The organism is Luteimonas yanweni (assembly GCF_039548475.1).
Taxonomy (GTDB): domain Bacteria; phylum Pseudomonadota; class Gammaproteobacteria; order Xanthomonadales; family Xanthomonadaceae; genus Luteimonas.
This window is the reverse complement of record NZ_JBCLVC010000018.1, coordinates 58,610-72,249: the sequence shown is the minus strand read 5'-3', so window position 1 is coordinate 72,249 and position 13,640 is coordinate 58,610. Positions and strand designations below refer to the sequence as shown.

Here is a 13,640-nt window from a genome sequence, read left to right as displayed (position 1 = left end):
TTCCCGCCGCAAGGAGCGCCGCCATGATTCGCGCACGACGCATTCGAGCCTCCATCGCCGCCGCCGTGCTCACCGCCGCGCTGTCGCTGGCGGGGCCGGCCGCCGCCATCAGCGTCACCGACGCGGACTACCCGCGCAGCCTGGACCAGGAGGGCCCGGTTGCCGTGTCGTGGTCGGATCCGGCCGGATTCAGCGAACTCCGCTTCAGCCGCAACCGCTTCGAGGCCAGGCAGGGCGACTGGGTCCGCCAGATCGCCAGGCACCTGGCGAAGCGCGCCGCCGGCGTGCTGGCGCCCGGCGAACGCCTGGACGTCGAGATCACCGACATCAAGCGCGCCGGCGACTTCGAACCCGCCGCCGGCCGCAGCGACCACGTGCGCATCGTCCGCGACATCTACCCCCCCAGCATCGCGCTTTCGTACACGCGCTTCGACGCCGCGGGCACGGTCGTCGACAGCGGCACGCGCGAGCTCACCGACCTGGGCTTCCTGCATCGCGCCGGGGGCACGGTCGCGAGCGGCGACCTGCTGCGCCACGAAAAGCGCCTGGTCGACGACTGGGTCCGCAACGACCTCGCGCGCGGGAACGACTGACGGCCCGATGGCGGTCTACGTGGATGATGCCGTGACCCTGTGGCGCGGCCGCCGTTGGGCGCACCTGATGGCCGACACACTGGACGAGCTGCACGCCTTCGCGGGTGCCCTGGGCATGCCGCGCCACGCGTTCCAGGACAGGACCAGCGGCGCGCATTACGACGTCACCGCCGAACTGCGCGTGCGTGCGATCGCGCTCGGCGCGGTGCCGATCTCGCGGCATCGCGATCGCGCGCAGATGCGCGCCGTGATCGCCAACGCACGCCGCCAGGGGCGACGCAACGCGCCCGCAGGCGATAATGGCGGCCTCGATCGCCTGCAGGAGCCCAGCATGTCCGCCTTCGACCTGACCCCACCGGACGACGCCAGCCGCCGCGCCCTGAGCGATGCGCTGGACGACGACGCCCGCCGCGTGCTGCTCGCGCACGGCACCGAAGCCCCGTTCTGCGGCGCGTTCCTGGACAACAAGCGCGAGGGCACCTACACCTGCGGCTTCTGCGGCCTGCCGCTGTTCCGCGCCAGCGCGAAGTTCGATTCCGGCACAGGCTGGCCCAGCTTCACGGCGCCCTTCGAGCCGGCGCACATCCGCTATGTGCGCGATATGAGCCACGGCATGGTGCGCGTGGAGGAGGTCTGCGCGCGCTGCGGCAGCCACCTCGGCCACGTCTTCCCCGATGGCCCGCCGCCCACCGGCGAGCGCCACTGCCTGAACTCGGTGTCCCTGGGCTTCACCGCCGACGGCGATCCCCTGCCGGACCTGCTGGGCCGCGGCGCGCCCGAAGGCCGGCCGCTCGGCTGAACGGCACGCGCCGCGGCCGCGTATCCTCTTGCGCCGCGCGCCCTCCGGCCCGGATCGCGCCTCCAACTCGGAATACACGATGACCCAGACGACCCCGCCCGACCGGCTCAGCAACGACCCGCGCAGCCCCCACTACGACGAGGAGGCCATGCAGCGCGGCATCGGCATCCGCTTCAACGGCGACGAGCGCACCAACGTCGAGGAATACTGCATCAGCGAAGGCTGGATCCGCGTGGCCGTGGGCCGCGCGCTCGACCGTCGCGGCAATCCGATGACGATGAAGATCAACGGTCGCGTCGAACCCTATTTCCGCGACGCGCCCGACGCAGTCGACTCCGACTGAAGCGTGACCCTGCCCGGTCCGCCGGGCCGGGCGACCCTGGATAAAAAAGCGGGGCGCCCGGAGGCGTCCCGCCCATGCACGGCCTGACCGCAGCTGTCGGCGTGCTCAGTCGCGGACCTTGCCGACCACCTTGCCGGTGTCGGGATCGAGCGTGAGCTCGACGTCCTTGCCGTTGGCATCCTCGGCTTCGGCGGTCCACATGCCATCGTCGAAATCGACGTCATGCACATTGCCGTACCCGGCCGCCGAGAGCTTCGCGCGCACATCGGCTTCGCTCAACCCCGCGACCTTGTCTTCGGGATAGACGGTGCCGTTGGCCGGATCGATGCGCAGCTCCACGCGCTGGCCATCGGCGCTGCGCGCATCGGCCTTCCAGACGCCGTCTTCGAATTCGACGTCGTTGATCTTCGTATAGCCCTCGGCTTCCAGCGTCGCCCGGACCTGGGGGGCGGTCATGGCGTCGGCGGACGTGCGCGCATCCTGGGCGACGGCGGTGCCGGCGACGCACAGTGCGAGCGAAAGGCCGATGGCCAGGCTGTTTACGTGTTTCATCGAGCATCTCCATGTGGGGGTGGAGGCAGTGTTTGCGACCCGGCGCGAAATGCGGATGAACGCGTTCATCCGCGGTTTCGCCGCTCACGCCACGTCGATGCAGGCCGCTGGAAGATCGGCGCCCCACGACCACAGCGGAGCATCGAACATGAATACGCGCATCCAGCACACCGGTCTTATCGCAGCCGCTCTGGCACTGCTCGTTGCCGGCGGCAACGCCGTTGCCAATGACAACGACCCGCAGACCGACCGCGACAAGGGGGATTCGGACCAGCCTGTCGATGACACCTGGATCACCACCAAGGTCAAGGCCAGCCTGCTCGCAGACGAAGATGTCGCCGGGTTGCAGGTCGAGGTCGAGACGGTCAACGGCGTGGTCACCCTGAGCGGTGATGTCGACAGCCAGGCGCAGATCGACGAGGCCCTTCGCATCGCGTCCGGGATTGAGGGCGTGACCGATGTCGATACCACCGGCATGCGGGTCGACCCGACCGAATAAGTCCGGGCCGACCGCGGCACCCGAAGGACACCGGCCACGCGCCGGTGTCTTTTTTTCGGGTTCTTCGACCAAGTACGCAATCGCATGTCGTGAAGCCAGGAGCGGGGGCGGGAAGCTGCCTGGCGGCGCTGCGGCACTCCATCCGTGCTCCTGCCTCAGGTGGGCGAAGAACCTTCTTTGCCTGAATGGCTTGCATGCAGGCAAATGTTATGCGCGCATCGCGCAGCCTCCACGCCGCCGCAACCGGTCGCGCGCCATAGTCGATATTCCCCCGACACGGCAGGAAATGCACAGATGAACAATCGAGACGATTCCCGCGACGCAAACCGCGATCCGATCAGTGGCGCCCCGGGTTCGCATCCCGTCGGCGTGGCCGCCGGAGGCACGGCCGGCGCGCTGGCCGGTGCTGCCGTCGGCAGCCTCTTCGGCCCCATCGGCACCCTGGTCGGAGGTGGCATCGGTGCCGTGGGCGGCGCCGCTGGCGGCAAGTCGCTTGCAGAACGCGTCGACCCGACGGCCGAAGTCGAATACTGGCGACAGGATGCCGGCAACCGCGAGTACTACCAGGCCAACCGCGACTTCGACCGCGATTACGCGCCCGCCTACCGCATGGGCACCGAGTACCGCAACGAGTCCGGCCGGCGCGAATGGAACGAAGCCGAGCCGCAGCTGCAGCAGCGCTGGAACGAGGCCCGAGGCGAATCGAGCCTGGACTGGGACACGGCGCGGCCCGCGGTGCAGGATGCGTATACCCGCACGGACCGCACCTACAGCGCCTATGAGGATACGGACCAGCACTACTCGAAGCAGTACGACAAGACCGACTACTACAGCGACGGCTTCGGTTTTGACGATTACCGCTCGGCCTACCGCTACGGCACCCAGGCGCGCACCTCGCGTCCGCAGGCGTCGTGGTCTCCGCAGACCGAGTCCGAACTCGAGCGCGGCTGGGAGCAGGCCAAGGGCGAGTCGCGCCTGGGCTGGCAGGACGCCAAGGCCGCGGTCAAGGACGCCTGGCACCGCGTCGAGGAACGCATGCCCGGCGATGCCGACCGCGACGGTCGCTGATCCACCGGCTGCAACAGCCGGCTGCGACAGCCGGCCATGTACAGCATGACCACGAGGCCCCCGCTTGCGGGGGCCTCTGCATTGCAACGCTGCATTCCCGTCGGCGGCCCGGGCGCGTCTGTGCAGGCCTTAAAATCAACGTTCGAATCATCCGCAGAGCCCTTCGTGACCGAACGCATCAAGCACCCCCTGTTCCGTGACCGCCTGGTTTCCGCCGATGCCGCCGCATCCGTCATCGAGCCAGGCATGACGGTAGCCATGAGCGGTTTCACCGGCGCGGGCTATCCCAAGGCGGTGCCGCAGGCGCTTGCAGCGCGAATGGAGCGGGCCAACGCGGCTGGCGAGCGCTTTCGCATCAAGGTGCTGACCGGCGCCTCGACCGCACCCGAGCTTGATGGCGCGCTGGCCAACGTCGAAGGCATGGAGCTGCGCCTGCCCTATCAGTCCGATCCCGCCGTGCGCGAACGCATCAACGCCGGCAGCCTGGATTACATCGACATCCACCTGAGCCACGTCGCCCAGCACACCTGGTTCGGCTTCTTCGGTGACATCGACGTCGCGATTGTCGAAGTCTCCGGGATCCGCGAAGACGGCAGCCTCATCCCCTCGTCGTCGGTCGGCAACAACAAGACCTGGCTCGAACAGGCCGACAAGGTCATCCTCGAGGTGAACAGCTGGCAGCCAGCCGCGCTCGATGGCATGCATGACGTGTATCACGGCACCGCATTGCCGCCGCACCGCAAGCCGATCCTGCTTGAACATCCGGACGACCGCATCGGCGAACCCTGGCTGCGCGTGGATCCCGACAAGGTCGTGGCGGTGGTCGAAACCCATGCTCCCGACCGCAACTCTCCGTTCAATCCGCCTGACGAGGCCTCGAAGCAGATTGCCGGCCACCTGATCGAATTCCTGCGCCATGAAATCCGGCGTGGCCGCCTGACGGAGCAGCTGCTCCCGCTGCAATCGGGCGTGGGCAACATCGCCAACGCCGTGCTCGCCGGCCTCGCCAGCAGCGGCTTCCGCGGATTGACCGCCTACACCGAAGTGATCCAGGACGGCATGCTGGGCTTGCTCAAGGACGGTACCTTGCGCATGGCATCGGCGACCTCGTTCTCGCTGAGCCCCGCGGGCATCGAGGAATTCACCGCCAACGTGGATTTCTACAGCAAGCGCATCCTGCTGCGGCCGCAGGAGATCTCCAACCATCCAGAAATCATCCGTCGCCTGGGCTGCATCGCGATGAACGGCATGATCGAGGCCGACATCTACGGCAACGTCAACTCGACCCATATCGCCGGCAGCCGGATCATGAACGGCATCGGCGGCTCGGGTGACTTCGCGCGCAACGGCTACCTGTCGGTGTTCATGTCCCCCAGCACGGCCAAGGACGGCAAGGTTTCCGGCATCGTGCCGATGGCCAGCCACGTCGACCACACCGAGCACGACACCATGGTGCTGGTGACCGAACAGGGCCTGGCCGACCTGCGCGGACTCTCACCCACGCAGCGCGCGAAGCAGGTCATCGCCCACTGCGCGCACCCCGACTTCCGGCCGATGCTGCAGGACTACTTCGACCGCGCCTGCCGCGACGGTTACGGCAAGCACACGCCGCACCTGCTGGGCGAGGCGCTGTCATGGCACCAGCGGCTGATCGAGACCGGGGACATGCGGGTGGAGGTCGTTTAGTCCCTGCAACTGCAACTGCAACAGCAACCTGCCGAAGATCCCGCTCGAAGGCGCGCAGGCGGCGGGCGGTGGGTACTCCGCCGGCAATAAGGAGCAGCTCCACCGCGACGCCGGCGGAGTGCCTGCACACTCTCCGCCGCCGCGTATCCGAACCCTTACGCGTGCAGCGGGTTCGGCCGATCCGTATCGATCCTGTAAAGCTTCAGCGCGCGCGCCGCGTCCTTCGCGGTCATGGTGCCGTCCTTCGCCAGCGCGGCGATCGCGGCGTGGGCGATGTGGAAGCGGTCGACCTCGAAATGGCGGCGCAGGTTCGCACGGGTGTCCGAACGGCCGAAGCCGTCGGTACCCAGCACCGTGTAGTGCATCGGCACGAAGGCGCGGACCTGGTCGGCGAAGGCGCGAACGTAATCGGTGGCGGCAATCGCCGGGCCCTGGCGGCCTTCAAGCAGCCCGGTGATGTAGGCCTTGCGCGGCTTTTTCGCTTCCGGGTTGTGGCGATTCCAACGCTCGACATCGAAGCCGTCGCGGCTGAGTTCGGTGAAGCTGGGGCAGGACCAGATGTCGGCGGTGACGCCGAAGTCCTTGTCCAGCAGCTCCGCCGCGGCGATCGCCTCGCGCAGGATCGTGCCCGAGCCCATCAGCTGCACGCGCAGCTCGCCCTTCTTCGGCTTGCCGGCGTCCTTGAGCAGGTACATGCCGCGGATCACGCCCTCGGCCGCGCCCTCGGGCAGCGCCGGGTGGACGTAGTTCTCGTTCATCAGCGTGAGATACCAGTACTCGTCCTGCTGTTCATCAAGCATGCGGCGCATGCCCTCCTGCAGGATCACCGCCACCTCGCCGGCGAAGGTCGGATCGTAGGCGCGGCAGTTGGGGATCGCACCGGCCAGCAGGTGGCTGTGGCCGTCCTCGTGCTGCAGGCCCTCGCCGTTGAGCGTGGTGCGACCGGCGGTGGCGCCCAGCAGGAAACCGCGCGCGCGCATGTCGGCTGCCTGCCAGGCGGCGTCGCCGACGCGCTGGAAGCCGAACATCGAGTAGTAGATGTAAAACGGCAGCATCGGCAGGTCGTTGCTGCTGTAGCTGGTCGCGGCCGCCATCCAGGAGGCGAACGCGCCGGCCTCGGAGATGCCTTCCTGCAACACCTGGCCGGTGGCGTCCTCGCGGTAGTACATCAGCTGGTCGCGGTCGACCGGCTTGTACTTCTGGCCGTCCGGGGCGTAGATGCCGATCTGGCGGAACAGGCCTTCCATGCCGAAGGTGCGCGCTTCGTCGCAGACGATCGGGACCACGCGCGGGCCCACCTTCTTGTCGCGCAGGGTGATGCCGAGCGACTGCACGAAGGCCATCGTGGTGCTGATCTCTCGCTCGCCGGTGTCCTTGAGCAGGCGTTCGTACACCTCCAGCTTCGGCGCGGCGAGCGTTTCGGTGCTCTTGCGGCGCCGCTGCGGCAGGTAGCCGCCGAGCGCGGCGCGGCGCTCCTTCATGTACTCGATTTCCTCGGACTTCTCGCCGGGGTGGAAGAACGGCACCGCGCCGTCCTTCAGCTGCTCGTCGTCGAGCTGGATCTTGAAGCGGTCGCGGAACGCGCGCACGGCCTCGTCATCGAGCTTCTTGGTCTGGTGGGTCGGGTTCAGCGCCTCGCCGGACGAGCCCATGCCGTAGCCCTTGACCGTCTTGGCCAGGATCACCGTGGGCTGGCCCCTGGTCTCGACCGCGCTCCGGTACGCCGCGTACACCTTGTGCGGGTCGTGGCCGCCTCGGTTGAGGCGCCAGATGTCGTCGTCGGACAGGTTGGCGACCATCGCCGCGGTCTCGGGATACTTGCCGAAGAAATTGTCGCGCGTGTACTTGCCGCCAAAGGCCTTGCAGTTCTGGTACTCGCCGTCGACGGTTTCCATCATCAGCTTGCGCAGGATGCCGTCCTTGTCGCGGGCCAGGAGCGGATCCCAGTAGCTGCCCCAGATGGTCTTGAGGACGTTCCAGCCGGCGCCGCGGAAGTTGCCTTCCAGCTCCTGGATGATCTTGCCGTTGCCGCGCACCGGGCCGTCCAGGCGCTGCAGGTTGCAGTTGATGACGAAGACCAGGTTGTCCAGGCCCTCGCGGCCGGCGATCGAGATCGCGCCCAGGCTCTCCGGCTCGTCGGTCTCGCCGTCGCCGAGGAAGCACCAGACCTTGCGGTCGGACTTCGGCATCAGGCCGCGGGCCTCCAGGTACTTCCAGTTGCGCGCCTGGTAGATGGCGGCGATCGGGCCCAGGCCCATCGACACCGTGGGCGTCTGCCAGTAGTCCGGCATCAGCCAGGGATGCGGGTAGGACGGGATACCGCGGCCGTCCACCTCCATGCGAAGGTGGTCGATCTGCGACTCGCTGATGCGGCCCTCGAGGAAGGAGCGCGCATAGATGCCCGGCGAGGAATGTCCCTGGATATAAAGCAGGTCGCCGGGGTGGTCTTCCGAGGGCGCGCGCCAGAAGTGGTTGAAGCCGACGTCGTACAGCGTCGCGCTGGAGGCGAAGCTCGCGATGTGGCCGCCGAGGTCGCCGGGCTTGCGGTTGGCGCGCACCACCATCGCCATCGCGTTCCAGCGGATGATCGAGCGGATGCGCCATTCCATGGTCTGGTCGCCGGGGATCTTCGGCTCCAGGTGCGGCGGAATGGTGTTGATGTACTCGGTGGTCGGTGCGAACGGCAGGTGGGCGCCGGCGCGGCGGGTCAGCTCGACCATGCCTTCCAGCAGCTGGTGGGCGCGCCCGGTGCCTTCGGCATCGATGACCGCCTTCAGGGACTCCAGCCACTCGCGGGACTCGGTCGGATCCGGATCGTTCTCGAGGACGTCGTTCAGCCAGCTGTTCATGCTCTGCTCCGCAACGGCACACCGGCCGCGTCTGTCGTGGGTCTTGGGACCCCCGATTCTACCAGCGCCGCCGTCGGGGCCGGCCAGCGCGTTTGCCTGATGGCACCCGCTTGGACGATGATCCTGCGGCTGGCCGGCGCTCCTGCGCGCCAGCGCACCGAACCACCCAGGGGAACCCGTCGCCGATGCCCTCCGCCGCCACGCCACTGGTCGCCTCCCGCTGGCGCATCCCGCTGCTGGTCCTGGCCGTGCTCGTGATCGTGGTCGCGCCGTTCCTGCTGCTGCGCATGGCCGAGGAGCGCAACCGCGACGCCGAGACCATGGTGGCGCACACGCTGCAGGTCGAGGCCGCCCTGCAGATCGCCAGCGCCGCGGTGCGCAACATCGAGGCGGTCACCCTCGAACGCCTGCTCGGCGCCGACGCGCCGATTCTCGAGGAGCGCATGGACTACAGCCTCACGGTGATCGGGCCGACGCTGGACACCATCGAGGAGCTCACCCGCGACTCGGCCGAGCAGCAGGTGCGCATCGGCCGTCTGCGCCAGAGCATCAGCCAGCGCCTGGACCAGATCGAGCGCCTGGTCGCGCCCGGCGGAGGAGTCGACCACGCGGAGCTGCAGCGGCTGGCGGAGCAGTTCCCGGTGCAGGCGCCGATCGCGGAAATGGTGAATGCCGAGCGCATGCTGCTCGCCGAACGCACCGCGATCGCGGAACGTGCGCGCAGCCAGGCATCGTGGCTGTCCGGCGGCACCCTGTTCGCGCAGATCCTGCTGCTGGTCGGCCTGGCCACGCTGGCCGCCCGCGACTCCGACCGGCGCGGCCTCGCAGAAATCGCCTCGCAGCGCGCCAACCTGCGCGCCGCGGCCGTGCTGGACACCGTGCGCGAGCCGATCGTGCTGCTCGACAAGTCGCTGCGCATCGTGATGCACAACGCCGCCTTCAGCGAGCTGTTCGGGCTCCAGGAGGATGGCCGCGGGCAGCTGCTGTCCGAGGTTGGCTCCGGCGCCTGGAACGACGAGGAAACGCTGCGCCGGCTGCGCGACGTCTGCGGCCGCGACCGTGAACTCTGGGATTACGAGCTCACGCAGCGCACCGCGGATTCCATGCAGCGCGTGATGCTGGTCAACGCGCGCCTGATGGAGCTTCCCGACATTGACGACACCGTCGCCCTGGTGACCGCCAGCGACATCAGCCTGCAGAAGGCCAGCGAAGAGCACATCCGCGACCTGAACCGCCAGCTGGAAGGCAAGGTCGAGCAGGTGTCCGACGTCAACCGCGAGCTCGAGGCCTTCAGTTATTCGGTCTCGCACGACCTGCGCGCGCCGCTGCGCCACATCGCCGGCTTTGCCGACAAGCTGCGCCGCCACCTGGGCGAAGGCATCGATGAAAAGGGCGCCCACTACCTCGGCGTGATCGGCGGCTCGGCAAAGCGCATGTCGGAGCTGATCGACGACCTGCTGGTCTACTCGCGCCTGGGCCGCAGCGCGCTGCGCCTGCAGGCGGTGGACATCCAGTCGCTGGTCGAGGAAACCCGGGCGATGCTCGACAGCAACGTCGCGACCGAGGCCCCGGACCACCACGTGCAGTGGCACATCGGGCCGATGCCGGTGCTGGTGGCCGACGAGAACATGCTGCGCCAGCTCTGGGGCAACCTGATGGGCAACGCGGTCAAGTACAGCATGCAGAGCGAACCGGCCACCGTCACCGTCGAGCACGCCCTGGGCGCCGACGGCGAGCACGTCTTCAGCGTCCGCGACAACGGCGCCGGCTTTGACATGGCCTACGCCGGAAAGCTGTTCGGCGTGTTCCAGCGCCTGCATGCCCCCAGCGAATTCAGCGGCACCGGCATCGGCCTGGCCAGCGCAAAGCGCGTGGTCACCCGGCACAATGGCCGCATCTGGGCCGAAGCCGAGCCCGGCAAGGGCGCTACTTTCCATTTCACTCTCCCAGCCAACCTCGACCTGAGCCAACGGAGTCAGACCGCATGACCGCCATCCGCACGATCCTCCTCGCCGAGGACAGCCCGCACGACGCCGAGATGGCCGTCGACGCTTTGAGGGACGCCCACCTCGCCAACCCGATCGTCCACGTCGAGGACGGCGTGGAGGCGCTCGACTACCTGTTCCGCCGCGGCAAGTTCGCCGACCGTCCCGAGGGCGACCCGGCCGTGCTGCTGCTCGACATCAAGATGCCGCGCATGGACGGCCTGGAGGTCCTCACCGAGCTGCGCAAGCACGAGAGCCTCAAGCGCATGCCGGTGGTGATCCTGTCGTCCTCGCGCGAAGAGAACGACCTTGCGCGCAGCTGGGACCTCGGCGTCAATGCCTACGTGGTGAAGCCGGTCGATGTCGACCAGTTCTTCGAGGCCGTGCGCACGCTGGGCAAGTTCTGGGCGGTGCTCAACGAGTCCCCGGGCGAAGGCTGACGTCGCCGTGCTCCGCGTGCTGATCGTGGATGATTCGCGCGACGACGCCGAGCTGACGGAATTCGCGCTGCGCGAGGCCCGGATCGTGATCGAATGCCGCAGCGTCCAGCGCGAAAGCGCGCTGCCCGCGGCCTGCGATGGCTTCGTCCCGGATCTGGTGCTCTGCGACCTCAACCTCCCCGGCTGGTCCTGCGCGGAGGCCCTGGCGGCGGCCCGGCGGCATGCGCCGGAGGCCTGCTACGTGATCCTGACCGGTGCCGAGCCGCCGCAGGGCGCCGGCGACCTGCCCGACGCCCACGCGGTGGTGCTGAAGGACGACCCCGCGCGCCTGGTCGAACTGGCGCGCGGACTCGTTCGCGCCTAGACGCCGTCCGCTTCCGCGGACCCGGCGCCGCTGCTGCTGCGACGCGCGGCGCGGATCTGCGCTTCCACCGCGGTGATCGCGGTCATGTTGACCACGCGCCGCGGCGTGCTGCCCGCGGTCAGCACGTGCGCAGGATGGTCGACGCCCATCAGGATCGGTCCGAGCGCCACGCCGTCGGTCATCACCCGCACAAGGTTGTAGGCGATGTTGGCCGAGTCGATGTTGGGCAGCACGTACATGTTGGCGCGGCCGGTGAGGGTGGTGTTCGGACACATGCGCTCGCGCAGCACCGCGTCCCAGGCGGTGTCGCCCTGCATCTCGCCGTCCATGTCCAGGCGCGGCGCGCGCTTCACCAGGATCTCGCGCACCCGACGCATCTTCGCCGCGCTCGGGTTGTCGTGGCTGCCGAAGTTCGAATGCGACAGCAGCGCCACCCGCGGCTCGATGCCGAACAGCTTGAGCCGGTAGGCGCCCTGCAGCGTGGCCTCGGCGATCTGTTCGGCCGTGGGATCGACCTGCACGTGGGTGTCGAGGAAGAACCACACGCCGCGGTCGTTGATCACGCCGGTCATGGCCGAGGTGCCGGCCACCCCGCGGTCGAGCCCGAACACGGTGCGCAGGTAGCCGAGCTTCTTGTGGTAGCGGCCCACCAGGCCGCAGATCATGCCGTCGGCCTCGCCGCGCTGGACCATCAGCGCCGCGATCAGGGTGGCGCGCGAGCGCACCAGGTTCTTGGCCGCGTCCGGGGTCACGCCGCGGCGTTCGGTCAGCGCGTGGTACTGGCGCCAGTAGTCGCCGAAGCGCGGGTCGTCGTGGATGTTGGTGAGGTCGAAGTCGCGGCCTTCCTCCAGCCGCAGGCCCAGGCGCTCGATGCGCTGTGCGATGACCTCGGGCCGGCCGATCAGGATCGGCCGCGCCAGCTGCTCGTCGGCCACCGACTGCACCGCGCGCAGCACCGTTTCCTCTTCGCCCTCCGCGTAGACGATGCGCTTCACGTCGGCGCGCGCGCGCTCGTAGACCGGTTTCATGACCAGGCCGGTGCGGTGCACGAACTGGCCCAGCTTCTCGCGATAGGCATCGACGTCGGCCAGCGGCCGGCGCGCCACGCCCGACTCCATGGCCGCCTCCGCGACCGCGGGCGCCAGCGTCATCAGCAGGCGCGGGTCGAAGGGCCGGGGGATGAAGTAGTCCGGGCCGAAGGACAGCACGTCGCCGCCGTACGCGGCGCCGAGGTCGGACGATTCCCGCTTGGCCAGGTCCGCGATCGCGTGCACGCAGGCGAGCTTCATGCGCTCGTTGATTTCGGTCGCGCCGACGTCGAGCGCGCCGCGGAAAATGTACGGAAAGCAGAGGACGTTGTTGACCTGGTTCGGGTAGTCGGAGCGGCCGGTGGCGATGATGCTGTCCGGGCGCGCGGCGCGCGCGACATCGGGCAGGATCTCGGGGTGGGGATTGGCCAACGCCAGGATCACCGGCCGCGCGGCCATGGTCTTGACCATGTCCGGCGTCAGCACGCCGCCGGCGGACAAGCCCAGGAACACGTCGGCACCCGCCACGATCTCCGCCAGGCTGCGCTTGGCGGTGTCGCGGGCGTAGCGCGCGCGATCCGGGTCCATGCCTTCGCGCCCGGTGTGGATCACGCCGTCGCGGTCGGCGGCGAGGATGTTCGCGGGCGTCGCGCCCAGCGCCACCAGCATGTCCAGGCAGGCGATGCCGGCCGCGCCGGCGCCGGAATGCGCGATCTTCACTTCGTCGATGCGCTTGCCGGCGATCTCCAGCGCGTTGATCAGCGCGGCGCCGACGATGATCGCGGTGCCGTGCTGGTCGTCGTGGAACACCGGGATCTTCATCCGCTCGCGCAGCTTGCGCTCGACGATGAAGCATTCCGGCGCCTTGATGTCCTCGAGGTTGATGCCGCCGAACGTCGGCTCGAGGCTGGCGATGATGTCGACCAGCTTGTCGGGATCGCGCTCGTCGACTTCAATGTCGAACACGTCGATGCCGGCGAACTTCTGGAACAGCACGCCCTTGCCTTCCATCACCGGCTTGCTGGCCAGCGGGCCGATGTCGCCCAGGCCCAGTACCGCGGTGCCGTTGGTGATCACCGCCACCAGGTTGCCGCGGGCGGTGAGCGTGCTGGCCTCGTCGGGCTCGGCCACGATCGCCTCGCAGGCGTAGGCCACGCCCGGCGAATACGCCAGGGCCAGTTCGCGCTGGGTCACCAGGGCCTTGGTCGGGACCACCTTGATCTTGCCGTGCGGAGCGACCCGGTGGTAGTCGAGCGCCGCCTGCTTGAATTCTTCGCTGGACGACGGGCTGGCGGGCGGCTGTTCGGTCATGGCGTGGCTGCGGTCCTGGCGGGCCGTCCATTCTAGCTCCCCGGGCCGGTGCGGCCCGGCGATGCCATAACCCCGGGTTATGCGCGGCCGGCATCTTTTCAATGGCGGGACATATGCCCAGGA

The 13,640-nt window shown here is 68.6% G+C and carries 12 protein-coding genes and 1 pseudogene; 10 read left to right on the top strand and 3 right to left on the bottom strand.

The window, feature by feature from the left end:
* Positions 1–23 precede the first annotated feature (23 nt).
* The 4 genes and pseudogenes from WCE39_RS13850 to WCE39_RS13835 all read left to right on the top strand — a co-directional run bounded on the left by WCE39_RS13850 (position 24) and on the right by WCE39_RS13835 (position 1,735).
* Positions 24–593, top strand: coding sequence for a DUF3016 domain-containing protein (locus WCE39_RS13850; protein ID WP_343277264.1), 570 nt, complete (start codon positions 24–26; stop codon positions 591–593).
* Positions 594–600: 7 nt separating this feature from the next.
* Positions 601–882 (top strand): annotated as a pseudogene (locus WCE39_RS13845) (DUF4031 domain-containing protein); the annotation flags it as partial.
* 42 nt (positions 883–924) lie between these two features.
* Entirely contained in the window at positions 925–1,392 is a 468-nt protein-coding gene (msrB, locus tag WCE39_RS13840; RefSeq protein ID WP_343277294.1) for a peptide-methionine (R)-S-oxide reductase MsrB, read from the top strand.
* 79 nt (positions 1,393–1,471) lie between these two features.
* The gene (locus WCE39_RS13835) at positions 1,472–1,735 is read left to right on the top strand and encodes a DUF3297 family protein (protein ID WP_343277263.1); all 264 of its coding nucleotides are present in this window, start codon (positions 1,472–1,474) and stop codon (positions 1,733–1,735) included.
* Positions 1,736–1,840: 105 nt separating this feature from the next.
* Here the strand turns inward: WCE39_RS13835 and WCE39_RS13830 are convergent, their stop codons facing one another.
* A complete protein-coding gene (locus WCE39_RS13830; RefSeq protein WP_343277262.1) occupies positions 1,841–2,287 on the bottom strand; it encodes a PepSY domain-containing protein in 447 nt (148 codons plus the stop codon).
* A gap of 55 nt (positions 2,288–2,342) precedes the next feature.
* Here WCE39_RS13830 and WCE39_RS13825 point away from each other — a divergent pair, with 55 nt between their 5' ends.
* The 3 genes from WCE39_RS13825 to WCE39_RS13815 all read left to right on the top strand — a co-directional run bounded on the left by WCE39_RS13825 (position 2,343) and on the right by WCE39_RS13815 (position 5,540).
* A complete protein-coding gene (locus tag WCE39_RS13825; protein WP_343277261.1) occupies positions 2,343–2,786 on the top strand; it encodes a BON domain-containing protein in 444 nt (147 codons plus the stop codon).
* A 294-nt stretch (positions 2,787–3,080) separates the two neighbouring features.
* Positions 3,081–3,854: a hypothetical protein gene (locus WCE39_RS13820; RefSeq protein ID WP_343277260.1), complete on the top strand. Its 774-nt coding sequence runs from the start codon at positions 3,081–3,083 to the stop codon at positions 3,852–3,854.
* Between the two features lie 165 nt (positions 3,855–4,019).
* Positions 4,020–5,540 (top strand): acetyl-CoA hydrolase/transferase family protein, encoded by a 1,521-nt coding sequence (locus WCE39_RS13815; RefSeq protein ID WP_343277259.1) that lies wholly within the window; start codon positions 4,020–4,022, stop codon positions 5,538–5,540.
* Positions 5,541–5,695: 155 nt separating this feature from the next.
* Here the strand turns inward: WCE39_RS13815 and aceE are convergent, their stop codons facing one another.
* A complete protein-coding gene (gene aceE / locus WCE39_RS13810) occupies positions 5,696–8,389 on the bottom strand; it encodes a pyruvate dehydrogenase (acetyl-transferring), homodimeric type (protein ID WP_343277258.1) in 2,694 nt (897 codons plus the stop codon).
* A gap of 185 nt (positions 8,390–8,574) precedes the next feature.
* Between aceE and WCE39_RS13805 the strand changes: the two genes are divergently transcribed.
* Genes WCE39_RS13805 through WCE39_RS13795 form a run of 3 tightly spaced genes read left to right on the top strand, consistent with a single transcriptional unit; the run spans position 8,575 to position 11,178 of the window.
* Positions 8,575–10,377, top strand: a complete 1,803-nt coding sequence (locus WCE39_RS13805; protein WP_343277257.1) for an ATP-binding protein — start codon at positions 8,575–8,577, stop codon at positions 10,375–10,377.
* The gene (locus WCE39_RS13800; protein WP_343255901.1) at positions 10,374–10,814 is read left to right on the top strand and encodes a response regulator; all 441 of its coding nucleotides are present in this window, start codon (positions 10,374–10,376) and stop codon (positions 10,812–10,814) included. The genes WCE39_RS13805 and WCE39_RS13800 overlap by 4 nt, the downstream gene beginning before the upstream one ends.
* A 7-nt stretch (positions 10,815–10,821) precedes the next feature.
* On the top strand, positions 10,822–11,178 hold the full coding sequence (locus WCE39_RS13795; RefSeq protein ID WP_343277256.1) for a response regulator: 357 nt from the start codon (positions 10,822–10,824) through the stop codon (positions 11,176–11,178).
* Here WCE39_RS13795 and WCE39_RS13790 read toward each other — a convergent pair.
* Entirely contained in the window at positions 11,175–13,517 is a 2,343-nt protein-coding gene (locus WCE39_RS13790; protein WP_343277255.1) for an NADP-dependent malic enzyme, read from the bottom strand. The two genes, WCE39_RS13795 and WCE39_RS13790, sit on opposite strands and share 4 nt — an antisense overlap.
* Positions 13,518–13,640: the final 123 nt, after the last annotated feature.

Bases quoted from the DNA above. Each gene is read 5' to 3' on its own strand.
- WCE39_RS13850 (WP_343277264.1), top strand. From the start codon at position 24: ATGATTCGCGCACGACGCATTCGAGCCTCCATCGCCGCCGCCGTGCTC.
- msrB (WP_343277294.1), top strand. From the start codon at position 925: ATGTCCGCCTTCGACCTGACCCCACCGGACGACGCCAGCCGCCGCGCC.
- WCE39_RS13835 (WP_343277263.1), top strand. From the start codon at position 1,472: ATGACCCAGACGACCCCGCCCGACCGGCTCAGCAACGACCCGCGCAGC.
- WCE39_RS13830 (WP_343277262.1), bottom strand. From the start codon at position 2,287: ATGAAACACGTAAACAGCCTGGCCATCGGCCTTTCGCTCGCACTGTGC.
- WCE39_RS13825 (WP_343277261.1), top strand. From the start codon at position 2,343: ATGAACGCGTTCATCCGCGGTTTCGCCGCTCACGCCACGTCGATGCAG.
- WCE39_RS13820 (WP_343277260.1), top strand. From the start codon at position 3,081: ATGAACAATCGAGACGATTCCCGCGACGCAAACCGCGATCCGATCAGT.
- aceE (WP_343277258.1), bottom strand. From the start codon at position 8,389: ATGAACAGCTGGCTGAACGACGTCCTCGAGAACGATCCGGATCCGACC.
- WCE39_RS13805 (WP_343277257.1), top strand. From the start codon at position 8,575: ATGCCCTCCGCCGCCACGCCACTGGTCGCCTCCCGCTGGCGCATCCCG.
- WCE39_RS13800 (WP_343255901.1), top strand. From the start codon at position 10,374: ATGACCGCCATCCGCACGATCCTCCTCGCCGAGGACAGCCCGCACGAC.
- WCE39_RS13790 (WP_343277255.1), bottom strand. From the start codon at position 13,517: ATGACCGAACAGCCGCCCGCCAGCCCGTCGTCCAGCGAAGAATTCAAG.